15 protein-coding genes are annotated in these 16,982 nt (G+C 59.6%); 11 read left to right on the top strand and 4 right to left on the bottom strand.

Annotated elements, in window-relative coordinates:
• Positions 1-8: 8 nt before the first annotated feature.
• Entirely contained in the window at positions 9-1,013 is a 1,005-nt protein-coding gene (locus tag BLV11_RS02400; RefSeq protein ID WP_091811329.1) for an ArsR/SmtB family transcription factor, read from the bottom strand.
• 213 nt (positions 1,014-1,226) lie between these two features.
• On the opposite strand from BLV11_RS02400, the gene tkt reads away from it, so the two are divergent.
• From tkt to BLV11_RS02445, 9 genes are all read left to right on the top strand, one after another.
• Positions 1,227-3,227 carry a transketolase gene (gene tkt, locus BLV11_RS02405; protein WP_091811330.1) on the top strand — a complete coding sequence of 667 codons (2,001 nt, stop codon included), beginning with the start codon at positions 1,227-1,229 and terminating at the stop codon, positions 3,225-3,227.
• Complete coding sequence (gene gap / locus BLV11_RS02410; RefSeq protein WP_091811331.1) at positions 3,227-4,261, top strand: type I glyceraldehyde-3-phosphate dehydrogenase; 1,035 nt, start codon at positions 3,227-3,229, stop codon at positions 4,259-4,261. Before tkt ends, gap begins: the two co-directional genes overlap by 1 nt.
• A 29-nt stretch (positions 4,262-4,290) precedes the next feature.
• Positions 4,291-5,451: a phosphoglycerate kinase gene (locus BLV11_RS02415; protein ID WP_091811332.1), complete on the top strand. Its 1,161-nt coding sequence runs from the start codon at positions 4,291-4,293 to the stop codon at positions 5,449-5,451.
• Positions 5,452-5,528: 77 nt separating this feature from the next.
• The gene (fba, locus tag BLV11_RS02420; RefSeq protein WP_091811333.1) at positions 5,529-6,593 is read left to right on the top strand and encodes a class II fructose-bisphosphate aldolase; all 1,065 of its coding nucleotides are present in this window, start codon (positions 5,529-5,531) and stop codon (positions 6,591-6,593) included.
• Between the two features lie 230 nt (positions 6,594-6,823).
• Positions 6,824-7,792 carry a DnaJ C-terminal domain-containing protein gene (locus BLV11_RS02425; protein WP_091811334.1) on the top strand — a complete coding sequence of 323 codons (969 nt, stop codon included), beginning with the start codon at positions 6,824-6,826 and terminating at the stop codon, positions 7,790-7,792.
• Positions 7,793-7,805: 13 nt separating this feature from the next.
• Entirely contained in the window at positions 7,806-8,147 is a 342-nt protein-coding gene (locus tag BLV11_RS02430; RefSeq protein ID WP_091811335.1) for a chaperone modulator CbpM, read from the top strand.
• A 113-nt stretch (positions 8,148-8,260) separates the two neighbouring features.
• Positions 8,261-8,992: a DsbA family protein gene (locus tag BLV11_RS02435; RefSeq protein ID WP_091811336.1), complete on the top strand. Its 732-nt coding sequence runs from the start codon at positions 8,261-8,263 to the stop codon at positions 8,990-8,992.
• Positions 8,993-9,145: 153 nt separating this feature from the next.
• Positions 9,146-10,153 carry an oxygen-dependent tRNA uridine(34) hydroxylase TrhO gene (gene trhO / locus BLV11_RS02440; protein WP_091811337.1) on the top strand — a complete coding sequence of 336 codons (1,008 nt, stop codon included), beginning with the start codon at positions 9,146-9,148 and terminating at the stop codon, positions 10,151-10,153.
• 50 nt (positions 10,154-10,203) lie between these two features.
• The gene (locus BLV11_RS02445; RefSeq protein ID WP_091811338.1) at positions 10,204-10,932 is read left to right on the top strand and encodes a DUF481 domain-containing protein; all 729 of its coding nucleotides are present in this window, start codon (positions 10,204-10,206) and stop codon (positions 10,930-10,932) included.
• Positions 10,933-10,938: 6 nt separating this feature from the next.
• Here the strand turns inward: BLV11_RS02445 and BLV11_RS02450 are convergent, their stop codons facing one another.
• The 3 genes from BLV11_RS02450 to BLV11_RS02460 all read right to left on the bottom strand — a co-directional run bounded on the left by BLV11_RS02450 (position 10,939) and on the right by BLV11_RS02460 (position 13,814).
• Positions 10,939-11,883: a YbgA family protein gene (locus BLV11_RS02450; protein WP_091811339.1), complete on the bottom strand. Its 945-nt coding sequence runs from the start codon at positions 11,881-11,883 to the stop codon at positions 10,939-10,941.
• A gap of 83 nt (positions 11,884-11,966) precedes the next feature.
• Positions 11,967-12,971, bottom strand: coding sequence for a DUF6160 family protein (locus BLV11_RS02455; protein ID WP_245725879.1), 1,005 nt, complete (start codon positions 12,969-12,971; stop codon positions 11,967-11,969).
• A gap of 150 nt (positions 12,972-13,121) precedes the next feature.
• A complete protein-coding gene (locus tag BLV11_RS02460; RefSeq protein WP_091811340.1) occupies positions 13,122-13,814 on the bottom strand; it encodes a GntR family transcriptional regulator in 693 nt (230 codons plus the stop codon).
• A 191-nt stretch (positions 13,815-14,005) separates the two neighbouring features.
• Between BLV11_RS02460 and BLV11_RS02465 the strand changes: the two genes are divergently transcribed.
• Positions 14,006-15,142 (top strand): alkane 1-monooxygenase, encoded by a 1,137-nt coding sequence (locus BLV11_RS02465; protein ID WP_091811341.1) that lies wholly within the window; start codon positions 14,006-14,008, stop codon positions 15,140-15,142.
• 178 nt (positions 15,143-15,320) lie between these two features.
• Positions 15,321-16,982, top strand: a 1,662-nt coding sequence (locus BLV11_RS02470) for a type VI secretion system Vgr family protein (RefSeq protein ID WP_091811342.1), incomplete at its 3' end; no start/stop codon positions are given.

Below are 16,982 nucleotides of genomic sequence, written 5' to 3' on the forward strand. Positions count from 1 at the left end.
TTCATTTGTTAACTGGTACCTGAAGACTTCCAGAATTCCCGTACCTGGATCTGAAAACCGTTGCGAAGCCCTATAAACAGGGACTCGCCACAGCTGAGACCGGCGTCTTCCGCCCAGCTGGTCAGTTCTTCGGGCTCGAAACCGAGCCAGAGGTCGCCGCAGTTTTCCTTCACCCAGTCCTGATCATGGCTGCAAAGGTCGCTGATGATCAGGCAGCCGCCGCCGTTCATCAGGGCAGCCGCATCCAGGAAAATATCCGCCGGGCTGGGCACGTGGTGGAGCACCATGTTGGCAACCACCAGGTCAAAGGCGTCGCCCCTGGCCAGCAAGGTATCGGTGACCCCTTCAATCAGGTCGATGTTGTTCAGCCGTTCCTCGATGCAGGTCCGGGTGGCCTTGGCCAGCATGTCGCGGGAGTTATCCAGCGCCACCACGTGATCGCAGATACCCGCCATCACCTTCAGAAAGGCCCCTTCGCCAGGACCGATCTCAAGGCCCGTGTGCCAGTTCTGTTTGATCGCCCGTTGACGGATCACCTCGGCCGTGGGCTCGGCATAGAGCTCAAACGCGGCGATCAGTTCCTGTTGTTCGCGGAATTGCTCGGCATGACGCGAGAAAAACGCCTGGGACTGATCGGCCCGCTGGTTACGGATCGCTTCAATCTTCTCCTGCAGGTGCTGCGGCAGCGGGATCTGGTCCACCATTTCAAAAATCTGCCGCACGGTTTGATCAGCCAGCTTATCGCTGTCCAGGTGCAGGGGGCGGCGGTAGAAAATGGCGTTGCCTTCCCGTTGCGGCTCCAGCAGGCCGGCCTTGTTCATCACCTTCAGGTGGTGACTCATGCCGGACTGGCGCATGTCGAACAGCTGGCTCAGCTCCAGTACCCCAAACGTATCGCGCCTCAGTACCCGCAGAATCTCCAGGCGCAACGGGTCGCCGCTGGCCTTATAAATGGGGGCGAGTACATCCGCATTGGCGGTCTCGGTCTGTTTCGGGGTAGTCATGCTTGTCATGGGAGAGGAGTTTAGAGGGTAAAAAGTGGTCAATCAATAGTCATATCAAAATATTTTGATATAGATCCTGTGTGGCCGGATTCGCTCTCGGAAATCCACAGTACAGACATTTGGCTATCCGATTTGCTCCGACACCTACTAATCGGCGAAAATACGCGCCTATTTTTTGATCCAACCTTTTTTCTTACGTCAAACGCCAGTGGAGAACAGTCAATGCCGTCTCGCAAAGATCTCGCCAACGCCATACGCGCGCTGAGCATGGATGCGGTTCAGAAAGCCAAATCCGGCCACCCGGGAGCGCCAATGGGTATGGCAGATATCGCTGAGGTGCTGTGGAACGAGTACCTGAGCCACAACCCGGCCAATCCGGCGTGGGCCAACCGCGACCGCTTTGTGATGTCCAACGGCCACGGCTCCATGCTGGTGTATTCGCTGTTGCACCTGAGCGGCTACGACCTGTCCATCGACGACCTGCAGAACTTCCGTCAGCTGCACTCCAAGACCCCGGGCCATCCTGAGTACGGCTATACCCCAGGCGTTGAAACCACCACCGGACCGCTGGGGCAGGGCATTGCCAATGCGGTTGGCTTCGCGATCGCAGAGAAAGCGCTGGCAGCCCAGTTCAACCGTCCCGGCCACAACATCGTGGATCATTACACCTACGCTTTCCTGGGTGACGGCTGCCTGATGGAAGGGATCTCCCACGAAGTGTGCTCCCTGGCGGGCACCCTGGGGCTGGGCAAGCTGGTCTTCTTCTATGACGATAACGGTATCTCCATTGACGGTGAGGTCGAAGGCTGGTTTACCGACAACACACCTGAGCGTTTCAAAGCCTACGGCTGGCAGGTTATTCCCGCTGTGGACGGCCATGACTCCGACGCCGTCCGCGAGGCCATTGAGCAGGCCCGCGCCAACACAGATCAGCCAACACTGATCTGCTGCAAGACCATCATTGGCTTCGGTTCCCCCAACAAGCAGGGTACTGAAAGCTGTCACGGCGCGCCGCTGGGTGATGACGAAATCGCCCTGGCCCGTGAGAACCTGGGCTGGAACCACGGTCCGTTTGACGTCCCCGACGACATCTACGCCGGCTGGAACGCCCGCGACAAGGGTGCGGCTGCAGAGCAAAGCTGGTCGGAGGCCTTTGCCGCCTACGAGCAGGCCGAGCCGCAGCTGGCGGCCGAGTTCAAGCGCCGGATGAACGGCGACCTGCCGGCTGATTTCAGCGAGAAGGCGCAGGCCTACATTCAGGAAATCCAGGACAAGGGCGAGACCATCGCCAGCCGCAAGGCTTCCCAGAACTGCCTGAACGCCTACGGCCCGCTGCTGCCGGAACTGATGGGTGGCTCTGCTGACCTCGCCGGATCCAACCTGACGCTGTGGAGTGACTGCAAGGGGCTGACCCGTGACGATGCCTCCGGTAACTACATTTTCTACGGGGTTCGCGAATTTGGCATGTCGGCGATCATGAACGGCATCGCCCTGCACGGTGGTTTCGTGCCTTACGGCGCGACCTTCCTGATCTTCATGGAATATGCCCGGAATGCGGTGCGCATGGCGGCGCTGATGAAGCAGCGTGCCATTCATGTTTATACCCACGACTCGATCGGTCTGGGCGAAGACGGCCCGACCCACCAGCCCATTGAGCAGCTGGCGAGCCTGCGGACCACTCCGAACATGAGCACCTGGCGTCCGGCCGATGCGGTGGAATCCGCCGTGGCCTGGAAAGCGGCGCTGGAGCGTAAGGATGGCCCGACTGCCATGATTTTCTCTCGTCAGAACCTGCCTCACCAGGCGCGTGATGCCGAGCAGCTCGCGAATGTTGCCAAGGGCGGTTATGTGCTGTCTGACAGCGAAGGCACGCCTGACCTGATCCTGATCGCCACCGGCTCTGAAGTAGGTCTGGCCCAGGACGCGGCAGCCGCGCTGCGCGAACAGGGCAGCAAGGTGCGTGTGGTTTCCATGCCCTCCACCGACGTGTTCGATGCCCAGAGCGCCGAGTACAAGCAGCAGGTGCTGCCGCTGGAAGTCACCAACCGTGTCGCAATTGAAGCGGCGATTGAAGACTACTGGTACAAGTACGTGGGCCTCGATGGCCGTGTTGTTGGCATGACCACGTTCGGTGAGTCGGCCCCGGCGGGTGAGCTGTTCAAAGAGTTCGGCTTCACCGTTGAGAACATCATGGCGGTTGCCCAGGAGTTGCTGGAAGCCTGATGACTGCCGCAGCGCCGTATCGAGTTGCCATCAACGGCTATGGCCGTATTGGACAGTGCGTCTTGCGCGCACTGTACGAGAACGGTTTTCGCGATCACCTGCAGGTGGTCGCGATCAATGAGCTGTCGGACATTGACACCATTGCCCATCTGACCCGGTACGACTCAACCCATGGCCGTTTCCGCGGTGAGGTCGAGGTCGACGGTGATCAGTTGCTGGTCAATGGCGACCGGATCGCGGTGGTGAGCTGTAAGAGCGCCGGGGCTTTGCCCTGGGCCGGGCTGGGTATTGATCTGGTGCTGGAATGTTCCGGCGCCTTTTCCGACCGGGCCACGGCCGAGCAGCACCTCAATGCCGGCGCCCGGCGCCTGCTGTTTTCACAGCCAGCGGAAGCGGATGTCGACCGAACCGTAGTGTTCGGGGTTAATGAACGCTCACTGACGGCCTCAGACCGGGTGGTGTCCAACGCCTCCTGCACCACCAACTGCATCGTCCCGGTCATTCAGGTGCTGGATGAGGCATTCGGGGTGGAGCAGGGCACGACGACCACGATCCATGCGGCGATGAACGACCAGCCGGTGATTGATGCCTATCACCATCACGACCTGCGCCGCACCCGCAGTGCCCTGCAGAACATCGTGCCGGTGGACACCGGGCTGGCCAAAGGCATCGAGCGGTTGCTGCCGCAGATGAAAGATCGCTTCAGCGCCGTGGCGATGCGAGTACCGACAACCAATGTATCCGCCATCGATATGACGTTGAATGTGCGCCGGGAAACCTCGGTGGCTGAGGTGAACGCCCTGCTGCAACGGGTCGCTCAGGGGCCGCTCAGGGGCATCTTGGGTTACACCGACGAACTGCTTGCCAGTTCTGATTTCAACCACGACGCTCATTCCGGCGTGGTGGATGGTGGCCAGACCCGGGTGACCGGTGGCCGCATGGTGAAGGTGCTGTGCTGGTTTGATAACGAGTGGGGCTTTGCCAACCGGATGCTGGATGTCAGCCGGAGCTGGCTGGAACTGAACGAAACGTAAACACTGAACATAGTTGAAGAGACGACCTTATGGCCATTAAGAAAATGACCGATCTGGATCTCGCCGGTAAGCGCGTACTGATCCGGGAAGACCTGAACGTACCCGTCAAAGACGGTAAAGTAACCAGTGACGCCCGCATTCGCGCTTCGCTGCCAACCATCAAGGCAGCCATGGACGCCGGTGCCAGGGTCATGCTGATGTCCCACCTCGGCCGTCCGGAAGAAGGCGTCTATGACGAAGCGTCGTCCATGAAGCCTGTCGCCGAGCACCTGTCTGGCCTGCTGGGTCAGGACGTGCGTCTGGTCAAGGATTATCTGGACGGTGTTGAAGTCGCCGACGGCGAAGTGGTGCTGTTCGAGAACGTCCGTTTCAACAAGGGTGAAAAGAAAGACGACGAAGCCCTGTCGAAGCAATATGCAGCCCTGTGCGACATTTACGTGATGGACGCCTTCGGTACCGCACATCGCGCCCAGGCCTCCACCCACGGTGTTGCCCGCTTTGCGCCTGAAGCCTGTGCCGGCCCACTGCTGGCGGCAGAACTGGATGCCCTCGGCAAGGCCCTGGACAAGCCGGCCAAGCCGGTGGTTGCCATTGTCGGTGGCTCCAAGGTCTCCACCAAGCTGGACGTGCTCAACGCCCTGTCCGACATCTGCGATCAGCTGATCGTGGGTGGTGGTATCGCCAACACCTTTCTGGCCGCTGCCGGCCACCCGGTAGGCAAGTCCCTGTGTGAACACGACCTGCTCGACACCGCGCGGGACATCGCCGCCAAGGTCAATATCCCGCTGCCAAGCGACGTTGTCGTTGCCAGCGAATTTGCGGAAACCGCCGCCGCGACCACCAAGTCCATCGATGAGGTGAGCGAAGGCGACATGATTCTGGATGTGGGCCCGCAAACCGCGGCTCAATTCGCCGAACTGCTGACGTCTGCCAAAACCATTCTCTGGAACGGTCCGGTGGGCGTATTCGAATTTGACCAGTTCGGTAACGGCACCAAGGCGCTGGCCGATGCCATCGCCCAGAGCGATGCTTTCTCCCTGGCGGGCGGTGGTGATACCGTGGCAGCCGTTGACAAGTACGGTGTGAATGAGAAGATTTCCTACATTTCCACCGGTGGTGGAGCCTTCCTGGAGTTCGTCGAAGGCAAGGTGCTGCCGGCGGTAGCTGTATTGGAAGAGCGCGGGGCCTGAGGCCCATTCGGAGCCGGGCAGATACCGGCTCCGTCACTGCTTTGAACCGAATTCAATTTTATTAAGGAGAGTTCCCCATGGCCCTGATCTCGATGCGCCAGATGCTGGATCACGCAGCTGAGTACGGATACGGTGTCCCCGCGTTCAACGTCAACAACCTGGAGCAGATGCGCGCCATCATGGAAGCGGCCGACAAGACCGATTCTCCGGTGATCGTGCAGGCGTCTGCCGGCGCCCGTAAGTACGCCGGTGCCCCGTTCCTGCGTCACCTGATCCTGGCGGCGATTGAAGAATTTCCTCATATCCCGGTGGTGATGCACCAGGATCACGGTACCAGCCCGTCTGTGTGCCAGCGCTCCATCCAGCTGGGCTTCAGCTCGGTGATGATGGATGGCTCCCTCGGTGAAGACGGCAAGACCCCGACGTCTTACGAGTACAACGTTGACGTGACCCGTCGTACTGTTGAAATGGCCCACGCCTGTGGTGTGTCCGTAGAAGGTGAACTGGGTTGCCTGGGTTCCCTGGAAACCGGCATGGCCGGTGAAGAAGATGGCATCGGTGCCGAAGGCAAGCTGGACCACAGCCAGATGCTGACCGATCCGGAAGAAGCCGCCGACTTCGTCAAGAAGACTGGGGTGGATGCCCTGGCCATTGCCATCGGTACCAGCCACGGTGCTTACAAGTTCACCCGTCCGCCGACGGGCGATATCCTGGCGATTGACCAGATCAAGGCCATCCACCAGCGTATCCCGGATACTCACCTGGTCATGCACGGTTCCAGCTCCGTTCCCCAGGACTGGCTGGCGGTGATCAACGAGTTTGGTGGTGAGATTCCGGAAACCTACGGTGTACCGGTTGAAGAAATCGTTGAAGGCATCAAGCACGGCGTACGTAAGGTCAACATCGACACCGACCTGCGTCTGGCCAGCACGGGTGCTATCCGCCGTTTCCTCGCGCAGAACACCTCTGAGTTTGACCCGCGCAAATACCTGGCGGCTTCCGTTAAGGCGATGAGCGAAATCTGCATCGATCGCTACGAGGCCTTTGGCTGTGCCGGCAACGCCAGCAAGATCAAGCCGATCAGCCTGGATGCGATGTTCGAGCGCTACGCCTCCGGCGAGCTGGATCCGAAGGTTAACTGATCCTTCAGGCTTCTCTGGGGACAGACTTGAAGTCTGTCCCCATCTTCGATTAAGGGGGCAGGCTTCAACCTGTCCCCTTTTTTGTGTCCCCTTTCGACTCGGTGATCCACCTGACTCCGGTCAAATACTGACCAGACCCACCTTGTAAATTCTCTCAACTCAACAAATAGTTCTAGCTGGGGGGTGAGTTTGTTCGCCCGCCCTGACGATTGGTTGCAGCGAGAGACGCTATGGACTTCAAGGACTATTACGCCGCCCTCGGTGTCAGTGAGTCCGCTACGCCTGAGGACATCAAGAAGGCCTACCGAAAGCTGGCACGGAAATACCACCCGGACGTCAGCAAAGAAGACAACGCCGATGAGAAGTTCAAGGACGTCGGCGAGGCCTACGAAGTGCTCAAAGACCCGCAGAAGCGGGCCGAGTATGACCAGTTGCGCAAATACGGCGCCAGTGGTGGGCAGTTTGAGCCGCCGCCCGGTTGGGAGAGTGCAGCCCATTTCGGCGATGGCGGCTATACCCGGGCCGACAGCCGGGAGTTCAGTGATTTTTTTGAATCCATCTTTGGCGGTGGTGGTGCAGGCCGCGCCAGTGGACGTGGCGGTGGGTTTGGCTTCCGCCACCAGATGCGCACGCGCGGCGACGATGTTCATGCCCGTCTGGCGCTGTTCCTGGAAGAAGCGTTCCACGGCTGCGACAAGCAGGTGCAGTTTACGGTCCATGAAATGGATGATCATGGCCACGTACTGGCCCGCAAGAAAACCCTCAAGGTGAAGATTCCTGCAGGCGTGCGCGAAGGTCAGCACATCCGGCTGAAAGGTCAGGGCTCGCCGGGTGTCGGGGGCGGTGAGCCGGGGGATCTGTTCATTGAGGTGGGGCTGGCACCCCATCCCCACTTCACCGTGGAAGGTCGGGACGTGATGGTCACTGTGCCCATCACCCCCTGGGAAGCGGCGTTGGGGGCGACGGTTACAGTGCCCACGGTAGACGGCAAGGTAAACGTCAAGGTCCCGAAGGGATCGTCCAGTGGTCGTAAACTCAGGCTCAAAGGCAAGGGCTTTCCCGGCCAGCATCCTGGCGACGAGATAGTATTGCTGCAGATCGTGATGCCGGAACAGCACAGCGAGAAAGCGGCAGCGCTTTACCAGCAACTGGCGGAGGCAGAGCCTGCCTTCAATCCACGCAGCAAACTGGGTGTGTGACGGGAGCCGAGCGATGGCAAAGAACGAACCAATATTCGAGGTGGAGCTGCTGGACGCTCACACCACGTTCACCCTGCGGGAGTTCTGCGAACGGGGGGCTGTTCATGCGGAATTTGTGATCAAGCTGGTAAGTTATGGCGTGATCTCCCCGGTAGAGGAAGGTGACGTGCGGGAGTGGAGCTTTGATCTCCCGGCGCTGGCCCGGTTGCGAAAAGCCCAGCGTTTGCAGCAGGATCTGGATATCAATGTGCCGGGCCTGGCCATGTCCCTCGACCTGCTGGATGATGTTCAGCAGCTTCGGCGTGAGGTGGATCGCCTCAACCGTCAGCTGCGGCAGTTGACCGGAGAAGGATGAGTCCTGACCCGGATACTGTCTGATTCCGTCAGCCCAGGGGAACTTTTCGATTAACTACGGTATCTTAGCGTCATCTTTGATCAGTACATTTCATCATTTGTTAAGGAGTCGGTATGGGTGAGGCAAAACGCCGCAAGGGGTCGGGAACACCGGCTGCGGGCAAATCAAAGAGCAGCAGACTGCCGGTTGTAGTGGTCATGCTCGCTGTGGTGGCCGCCATTGTGGCTGGCGTATTCTGGGTGACCCAGCCGCCGGAGCCCGAGGCGGTATCTCTGCCCGTTGCCGCGGCGAACGCCCAGCCTTTCCCGGCGGAGCTGGACCAGTACGGCACCAGCATCGGCGCTGATGACGCGCCCGTGGTGGTCCGTGAGTTTGCTGACTTCCAGTGCCCCGCCTGCGGTCGCTTTGCGGAAGCCAGCAGCCGGCTGAAGCAGGAATACGTCGAGTCGGGTAAGGTTCGGTTTGTGTTCTATGATCTGCCGCTGAACCAGCATCGCAATGCTCTGCCTGCGGCCATGGCTGCCCGTTGCGCCGGGGATCAGGAGGGCTATTGGGCCATGCACGACCGGCTGTTTGCCAACCAGGGGGAGTGGAGCAACTCCGGTGTCGCTGTCGAGATCTTCACCCGTTATGCCGGTGAACTCGGCCTTGAGGAGCGCCGCTTCAGCCGTTGCATGGCCACCGACCTGCATCAGGAAGTGATCGAAGCCAGCGTGGACGTGGCCAAGCGTATGCGTGTGACCAGTACCCCGACGGTGCTGGTGGATAATATTCCTCTCTCTCGTCCTGGCTGGGGGCAATTGTCCGCCGTGGTTGAGCGGGAGTTGGCCGCCGCCGCTGAATAACCTGGGGCTTGCCCGGTAACTACCTACGCCCCGCATTGACGGGGCGTTTTTCATGGCGCTTCGCATCGGTTAGAATTTCACCGCCGCTCGACGCGGCCCAAATGTCCAGAAACCATGCTCCGGATTTGCGATCCGGCCCGCAGGAGTAAAGTAATGACTGATAACGTCGTGGTTTGCGCACTCTACAAGTTCGCAGCCGTTGAAGATTTTGAAGACCTTCGCCAGCCTCTGCTGGACCTGATGCTCGAGCAAGAGGTGCGGGGCACCCTGTTGCTGGCCCGTGAGGGGATTAACGGGACCATCGCCGGTAGCCGTGAGGGTATTGACGCGGTCAAGGCTTGGATTGGCAGCGACTCACGCTTTGATGGCGTGGATTATAAAGAGTCGTTTGTCGACATCCAGCCCTTCAAACGCACCAAAGTGAAGCTTAAGAAAGAAATCGTCACCATGGGCGTGGAAGGTATCGACCCGAAGCGGGTGGTGGGCACTTACGTGGATCCAAAGGACTGGAACGAGCTGATCTCCGACCCCGAGGTGTTGCTGGTCGATACCCGTAACCAGTACGAGGTGGAAATCGGGACCTTCAAAAATGCCCTGAACCCGGCCACCGATACCTTTCGGGAGTTCCCCGAGTACGTGAAGCAGAACCTGGATCCGGCCAGGCACAAGAAGGTGGCGATGTTCTGCACGGGCGGCATCCGTTGCGAGAAATCCACGGCGTACCTGAAGGAGCAGGGCTTTGACGAGGTATACCACCTCAAGGGCGGGATTCTCAAATACCTGGAAGAAGTCCCGCAAGAACAATCCCTCTGGCATGGAGAGTGCTTCGTCTTTGATGACCGGGTGACGGTGAATCATCAGCTTGAGCGGGGCGGTTTCGACCAGTGCCATGCCTGCCGTCGTCCGATCACTGAGGACGATAAGCTGCGCCCAGAGTACGAACAGGGTGTGAGTTGTCACCAATGTGCTGATAACCTCACCGATGAGCAGAAAGCCCGGTTTGCCGAGCGGGAACGACAGATGCGATTGGCGGCTCAGCGTGGGGAAGCTCACGTGGGGGGTGAGGCTGCCCGTATCATCGCCGAACGCAAGGCGCGCAAAAAAGCCGAGCGTGCCCGCCAGGCCGAGCAAAGCGCTGCCGGAGAACAACGCGGGGCCTGATCGCCAGTTACTGAGTGGTCAGTCCCGCCCACGCGAGTAAGGGACTGACCATGCAAAAAACCATTGTTGCGGTAACCACAGTATTGTTGGGGGCTCCCCTGGCCTGGGCGGAAACGCCGGAATGGCAGGGTGAAGTCGAACTGGGGCTGCTGATCACCACCGGTAACACGGAAGAAACCAACGTCAACAGCCGGCTGGCGTTCCAGCAGGAAATCGTCCGCTGGCGCAACAGTGGCGAGTTCTCATCACTGTATTCCGAAGCTGACGGTGCCACTTCGGCTGAAAAGTACCGCGCTTTCCTGGAATCCGATTTCAAGTTCAACGATCGCCAGTATTGGTTTCTGCGCGGGGCCTATGAGGACGATCGCTTCTCCGGTTATGACTTTGAGTCATCCATCACCACAGGTTATGGCCATCGGGTCTGGCAGGGCGGGGAGCGCTCATTCCTGGACCTTTCTGCCGGTGCCGGTTACCGCTATAACCGCTTTGATGAACCTGATGAGAATGGTCATCGCAAGGAAAATGAGTCCATTGCCCGGCTGGCGGGTCAGTTTGATTACGAACTGTCGGAGACGGCACTGTTCCGCCAGAAGCTGAGCAGCGAGATCGGCCTCGAAGACGGTCATACCATCAGCGAGTCGGAAACCTCGCTCCAGGCGACGGTGGTGGATTCCCTGTCGATGAAGGTCTCCTATCGGGTCAAGCACCTGTCGGATCCCCCTGCGGCTAGCGAACGCACGGACACCGAGACGGCGCTGACCCTGTTGTACGGCTTCTGACCGCGGTCAGACCCGGTTACGAAGACCTAGCTCATCCGGGTAGGGACTGAGATAGTGCTGTAGCTCGACATAGTCCACCGGCTCGCGACGTTGTGCCATGCGCAGCAGGGTCATGGGCACAATGAGTGGCAGCTCGCCGCGGTGGTAGGCTTCGATCTGTTCGACCAACACCTGCCGGTCGGCATCGCCAATGGCTTCCCGCAAATAGCCCATCAGATGTTGCATGGCATTGACGTGGGCGCCCCGGCTGACCTTGCAGGTCATGGCCGTCATGAACCCTTCAATGTAGCGTTGCGCGACCGTTTCCAGTGGTTGCTCCTTGAGATTGGAGAGCATGGGGCCCAGTTGCCGGTACAGGGGTTCGTTGTGGGCCAGCAGCTGGAACTTGTGGCGGGTATGGAATTCGATCAGGGCTTTGGCTGTCAGGTTGGCGGCGACATTCTGCTGCCAGTCATCATAGGCGAACACCCGCTCAATGAAGTTCTCCCGCAGGGCATCATCGTGCAGTCGGCCTTCTTCTTCCACCGGTAGCAGTGGGTACGCCTGCATGAGGGCGGCCGCAAACAGCCCCCGTCCTTCCCGGTGAACCATCTGGCCCTCGGCGTTGTGAACCTTGATGCGTTCCATGCCACAACTGGGGGATTTGGCCATCAGGATATAGCCACGCAGGTCGCCAAGGGTAGGCACGACGGCCCGAATCACGTGATCCATTGCTTCGGTGTGATCCGCGCTGCCCTTGGACTCAATCAGACGCAGTTCGCCGTCAATGTCGCGGATGTGGATGGCAGGGCGGGGAACTCCCAGACCTGCGGCCATCTCCGGGCAAACTGGCCTGAAATCGAAGTGTTTGGCCAGTATCTGGGTGCAAAATCTTGAGTGTTTATGGCCGCCATCATGGCGGACTTCCTGTCCGAGCAGACAGGTACTGATACCAATCGGAATACCACTCACAAGTCTGACCTCTCACTCGCTGAATGCGGTTGTCCAGTCTAAACCGAATGGGCGCCGGCTGTGAATGGGAGCGTGCCGATGGATCAGTGGCCGTAGACCATCATGGAGGTATCCGAGATCACGAAATCGGAGAAATACACCGACCCGATGCTTTGGGTGCCGATCCGGAAGGTTGGCATATCAATATCGGCGCGGAATTCGACGTCGTGAATCGACATGCCCTCCGCTCCGGAGGTGGCGCTGGTGCCGGCGGAAATGCTCGCCGCCAGATTGGCCATGCCGAAATGCCCCTTGGTGTCATTGCCCCGGCGGTTATGCACCTGCAAGCCCTCAATGCCCACCGCAGCCAGGTTGAAGATCAGAATCACGTCGGCAACCTCCCAATTCAGGGAGCCGTCATCAATCCTGAAGTGGCTGTCGATCTGCAGCTCGGAGGCCTGCACCAGATCACCGTTGGGTCGGACGTAGCTGGTGCCATCGTTGCGGATCACAATGTCGGTCGGTCCGAGATAGCCCGTCAGGAAAATATCTGAGAACAGGGTGGTGCTGTCCGGGTTTCCGCCCGTGATGATGCTGTCGATGCCGATCTCGAAGTCGATGGCACTGAGGTAATCGTCGACGCTGGCAGGATCGCCACTGTCCACCGGACTCAGGTGCATCACCAGGTCACCGTCGTTGAACTGCTTTCCGTACTGGCCGCTGACAGAATAGGTGCTCATCGCCTGTGCAATGTCCGGGTTGGCCGGGTTGAGCGTTCCCTCTGCCCCCCGCCGGGCCAGTTCGGAGAACCCGTAATCCAGCACTTCGCCATCCCCGGCAACATCGAGGGTGAGCTTCACGTTGTCGAGCAGGGTGCCGTTGTGGCCGGACAGATGGAAGCCGTTGATGTCCAGGGGGGCATCGTCGACATAACGGATCTGAGCGATGTCCACCGAAGCTGCGAGCTCGATGGTGATTCCGGTCTGGCCGGTGATGTTGGCCATTTCCCGGTCATCAATGGATTCGATGGCCCCAACCGGTGCCGAGATGACCGACAGTACCAGCGCAGCGTGAAAACAGGATCTTCCCTGACCAACCTTGAGTGACATGATGTCCCCGGTCCTTGTTGTTTTTAGTTGTCCAGACGACAGGGGAACAGCGCAATCTATGCAGCCCGCATCGGGTTTTGTTACAGGTTGTTACGGTAGGGTGATTTTTGATCAGGGTCTGTGAGCCAAATCACAGACCCGAACGCCTGCTCAGGCAGACGCCGGGGAGGGGCTTTGCGGACAGCTATCGGGCGATAAGGCCTCTACAATCAGGCGCTTCTGGTGGTCGGCAAAACGGGTGATTTGTTCGGCCATGGCGGCTTTATCCCGCTCCAGTACGGCCTTGGTCAGGTTCCGGAAGAAGGCCTCCGTACGCTCGAGATCCTGCTGGTAGCGTTCCGAGCTCAGGTAATAGGCGCGGCTGACCGCAGGCTTGAAGTTGGTCAGGGCCTCGGTGAGGTAAGGGTTGCCCACCACCTCGCAACAGCTGTCCATAACCTCAAAGCTGGCCTCAACCACGGCCAGTACGCTGGTGTTGCCGTTCAGGCACTGGGTCACCTTGCTGATTTTCCGTAACAGGGTGATCCGGTCGGGTCCTTCCCAATGATCGATCAACCGGTCGGCCAGCATCAGCAGCAGGTGCATGTAGACGTCATAGAGTTCGGTCGCGTGCTGGGCATCGAGCTGGCTGGCAGAGGCGCCTTTACGGGGCGTGATGTCCACCAGATGCCAGCGTTCCAGAATGTACAGCGCCTCTTTCACCGACGCCCGGCTAACCGCAAGAGTGGTGGCAACCCGGGCCTCATGAATGCGCTCGCGGGGCTGGATGTGGCCGGTCATGATCTGTTGTGCCAGGTAGTTGGCGATCTGCTCGGCCAGGGTGTTAGGGGCCTTGAATTCCATGGTTATGTTGTCCGCTCTCAGTGTCTGGCAGTGTATCACAGCCGCTTCGGTCCGCTTTAGCGGAGGTGACGGTCCGTGTACCAGGCGGTCAGGGTTGTCGGGATGAAAAGGTTGACCTCTGTTAGATTGTAGGACAATAATGCATCTATGGTGTAATTAATCACGAGCCCCGCCAGCAGGAGACAATAATTATGACAACGCACAGCAAAGCCCATTCCCCTGAGGCCGCACGACGAAAGCTGCTGCTGAAACTCAAGAAATACAGCTACCTGATTTCGATGTTACCGCTGGCGATACCGCCGCTTCTGGTGCTTGCGGGGCACTCCCTGGGTATGACCAACCTGTTTGCCTGGGGGGCTCCGGTGGTGGTGTTTGTGATTATTCCCCTTCTGGATTTCCTGCTTGGCAAGGACGACCTCAATCCGGATGAAGGGGACGATGTGCCGTCGATGAACAAGGAATCGTTTTACCGCGTTCTGACCCTGAGCTGGGTTGGCTTGTATGCGGTACTACTGGTGTGGGGAATGAGCCTCATCGCCGGAGGTACCTTCAGCGCTTTGGGAACCGTGGGCTGGATTCTGTCGATCGGTATTGTCGGTGGCCTGGGCATCAACGTCGCCCATGAGCTGATCCACAAGGATGACCGGCTTGAAACCTGGGCCGGAGGTTTCCTGCTGTCGCTGGTGTGTTACGCCGGGTTCAAGGTGGAGCACCTGCGCGGTCACCACGTTCATGTGTCCACACCGGAAGACGCATCCTCGTCCCGCTACAACCAGTCGCTGTATGAGTTTCTGCCCCAGGCCTATGCCCGTAACTTTATCAATGCATGGAAGCTGGAAGCGAAGCGCCTGGAAGGCAAGAACCAGCGCGTGGTCAGCTGGCATAATGAACTGATCTGGTGGTACAGCATCAGCGCCCTGGCGCTGATTGCCTTTACCGTGGCCTTTGGCTGGTTGGGCGCGGCCTACTTCCTCGGCCAGAGCTTCATCGCCTTCACCCTGCTGGAAATCGTCAATTACCTGGAGCATTACGGTCTGCATCGCCGCAAGCTGGAGAATGGCCGCTATGAGCGCACCATGCCGGAACACAGCTGGAACTCCAATTACTTCCTGACCAACGTTTTCCTGTTCCACCTGCAGCGCCACAGTGACCACCATGCTTACGCCAAACGCCGCTATCAGGTGCTCCGTCACCATGAGGTTGCACCCCAGTTACCGGCTGGCTACGCAACCATGGTGGTGCTGGCCTGTATTCCGCCACTTTGGAAGCGGGTCATGAACCCAAGGGTTGAAGCCTACTATCAGGGTGAAGAACACCAGCTGGTGTAAGTAAGCGTGTGGTCGGCAAGGGGCTGAGATCTGTCCGGGGTGCGTAAGCGCCCCTTTTTGTTTGGCACGGTTCGCAGGTTCCTCCCCGGAGGGTTTTAATCCTGCCTATGGGCGTTATAATCCGGCCAGGCTCAGGAAGAGCCCACACTCACAAGACGTCTCTTCAAGGATTGAAGATATGCCCGAGGCTCCCGCTTCCCCTCGTCCCCCGTCCGTGGGGCTGCAGTTTACTGTCCGTATAGGCGACCTGCCCGCCGACCTGTTGGCTGTCGTTGGTTTTGAATTCAGCGAGGCTCTGTCCTGTCTGTTCCGCGGCAAGCTGGCGTTGGCCAGTCCCGATCCTGCTTTAGGCCAGGCATCGGGCTCTGATGGGGAACAGGTTTCAAATCCGTCCCCCTCCCTGGATCAGATTCTCGAGCAACCGGTCGAACTCGCCATCTGGCAGGATGGCCAGCTGCTGCGTCGTTTTTCAGGCGTCGTCTCCGAATTCGCCCGCGGTGACAGCGGCCACCGCCGCACCTGTTACGAGGTGGTCGTAGAGCCGCCTTTGTGGCGCCTCGGGCTGATGCACAACAGCCGCATCTTCCAGACCCAGACCCCGGACGCGATTCTCAAAACCCTGCTGGAAGAGCGCGGCATCGTCGACACCGTGTTCGACCTCAAACGTTCGGCTCCGGAGCGGGAATACTGCGTTCAGCATCGGGAAAGCGATCTGGCCTTCCTCCAGCGCCTGGCCGCCGAAGAAGGCTGGCACTACCGTTTTGACCTCGACGCCGACAACCCGCCCCTGGTGATTTCGGACCATCACGGCGACGCCGTCACCCTGCCGCAGGCCACCTGCAACGCCACCGCCGGTGGTAGCACCCGGCAACCGGCGGTATTCCAGTTCAGCTACCGCGAACGGGTCCGCGCCGCGTCGGTGGTGATGAAAGACTACACCTTCAGGAACCCTGCCTACGCGCTGATGCACGAGAGCAACGCCGCCGGTATGGATCACCAGCGGGAGGATTACCAGCACTACGATTACCCTGGCCGCTTCAAGAATGACGCCCGTGGCCGCGCCTTCACCCAGGCCAAACTGGAGGCCCTGCGCAACGACGCCAGCGTGGCCAGTGGCCGCAGCAACCGCCCTGATTTTGCCGCTGGCGCCAGGCTGCCCCTGAGCAGCCACACCCAGGACGACCTCAACCGCGACTGGCTGATCACCCGGGTCGTCCACACCGGCAAACAGCCCCAGGCTTTGGAAGAGGCGGGGGGCAGCGAGCCAACCACCTACCACAATGCCTTCGAGGCCATTCCCGCGGATCGCAACTGGCGGCCACAGGGACTGGATCGACCGCTGATGGACGGCCCCCAGATCGCCCTCGTCACCGGCCCGGCCGGCGAAGAAATCCACTGCGACGAACACGGCCGGGTCAAAGTCCGCTTCCCCTGGGACCGCTACAGCCAGAATGACGAACACTCCAGTGCCTGGCTCAGAGTCAGCCAGGGCTGGGCCGGAGGGCAGTATGGCTTTATGGCGTTGCCACGGATCGGCCACGAAGTCATCGTCAGCTTTCTCGACGGTGACCCGGACCAGCCCATCATCACCGGTCGCACCTACCACGCCACCAACACGCCGCCCTATGCGTTGCCGGAGCACAAAACCCGAACGGTGCTGAAAACCCAGACCCACAAGGGCGAGGGCAGCAACGAGCTGCGGTTTGAAGACGAAGCCAATCAGGAACAGATCTACCTCCACGCCCAGAAAGACCTGGACCTGCTCACTGAAAATGATCGCACCGAGGTGGTCAAACACGACAGCCACCTGACGGTGGAGAACGAACGGATCAGCCACATC

It is taken from the genome of Marinobacter mobilis (assembly GCF_900106945.1).
In the GTDB taxonomy this organism is placed as follows: domain Bacteria; phylum Pseudomonadota; class Gammaproteobacteria; order Pseudomonadales; family Oleiphilaceae; genus Marinobacter; species Marinobacter mobilis.

Bases quoted from the DNA above. Each gene is read 5' to 3' on its own strand.
- BLV11_RS02400 (WP_091811329.1), bottom strand. From the start codon at position 1,013: ATGACAAGCATGACTACCCCGAAACAGACCGAGACCGCCAATGCGGAT.
- tkt (WP_091811330.1), top strand. From the start codon at position 1,227: ATGCCGTCTCGCAAAGATCTCGCCAACGCCATACGCGCGCTGAGCATG.
- gap (WP_091811331.1), top strand. From the start codon at position 3,227: ATGACTGCCGCAGCGCCGTATCGAGTTGCCATCAACGGCTATGGCCGT.
- BLV11_RS02415 (WP_091811332.1), top strand. From the start codon at position 4,291: ATGGCCATTAAGAAAATGACCGATCTGGATCTCGCCGGTAAGCGCGTA.
- fba (WP_091811333.1), top strand. From the start codon at position 5,529: ATGGCCCTGATCTCGATGCGCCAGATGCTGGATCACGCAGCTGAGTAC.
- BLV11_RS02425 (WP_091811334.1), top strand. From the start codon at position 6,824: ATGGACTTCAAGGACTATTACGCCGCCCTCGGTGTCAGTGAGTCCGCT.
- BLV11_RS02430 (WP_091811335.1), top strand. From the start codon at position 7,806: ATGGCAAAGAACGAACCAATATTCGAGGTGGAGCTGCTGGACGCTCAC.
- BLV11_RS02435 (WP_091811336.1), top strand. From the start codon at position 8,261: ATGGGTGAGGCAAAACGCCGCAAGGGGTCGGGAACACCGGCTGCGGGC.
- trhO (WP_091811337.1), top strand. From the start codon at position 9,146: ATGACTGATAACGTCGTGGTTTGCGCACTCTACAAGTTCGCAGCCGTT.
- BLV11_RS02445 (WP_091811338.1), top strand. From the start codon at position 10,204: ATGCAAAAAACCATTGTTGCGGTAACCACAGTATTGTTGGGGGCTCCC.
- BLV11_RS02455 (WP_245725879.1), bottom strand. From the start codon at position 12,971: ATGTCACTCAAGGTTGGTCAGGGAAGATCCTGTTTTCACGCTGCGCTG.
- BLV11_RS02460 (WP_091811340.1), bottom strand. From the start codon at position 13,814: ATGGAATTCAAGGCCCCTAACACCCTGGCCGAGCAGATCGCCAACTAC.
- BLV11_RS02465 (WP_091811341.1), top strand. From the start codon at position 14,006: ATGACAACGCACAGCAAAGCCCATTCCCCTGAGGCCGCACGACGAAAG.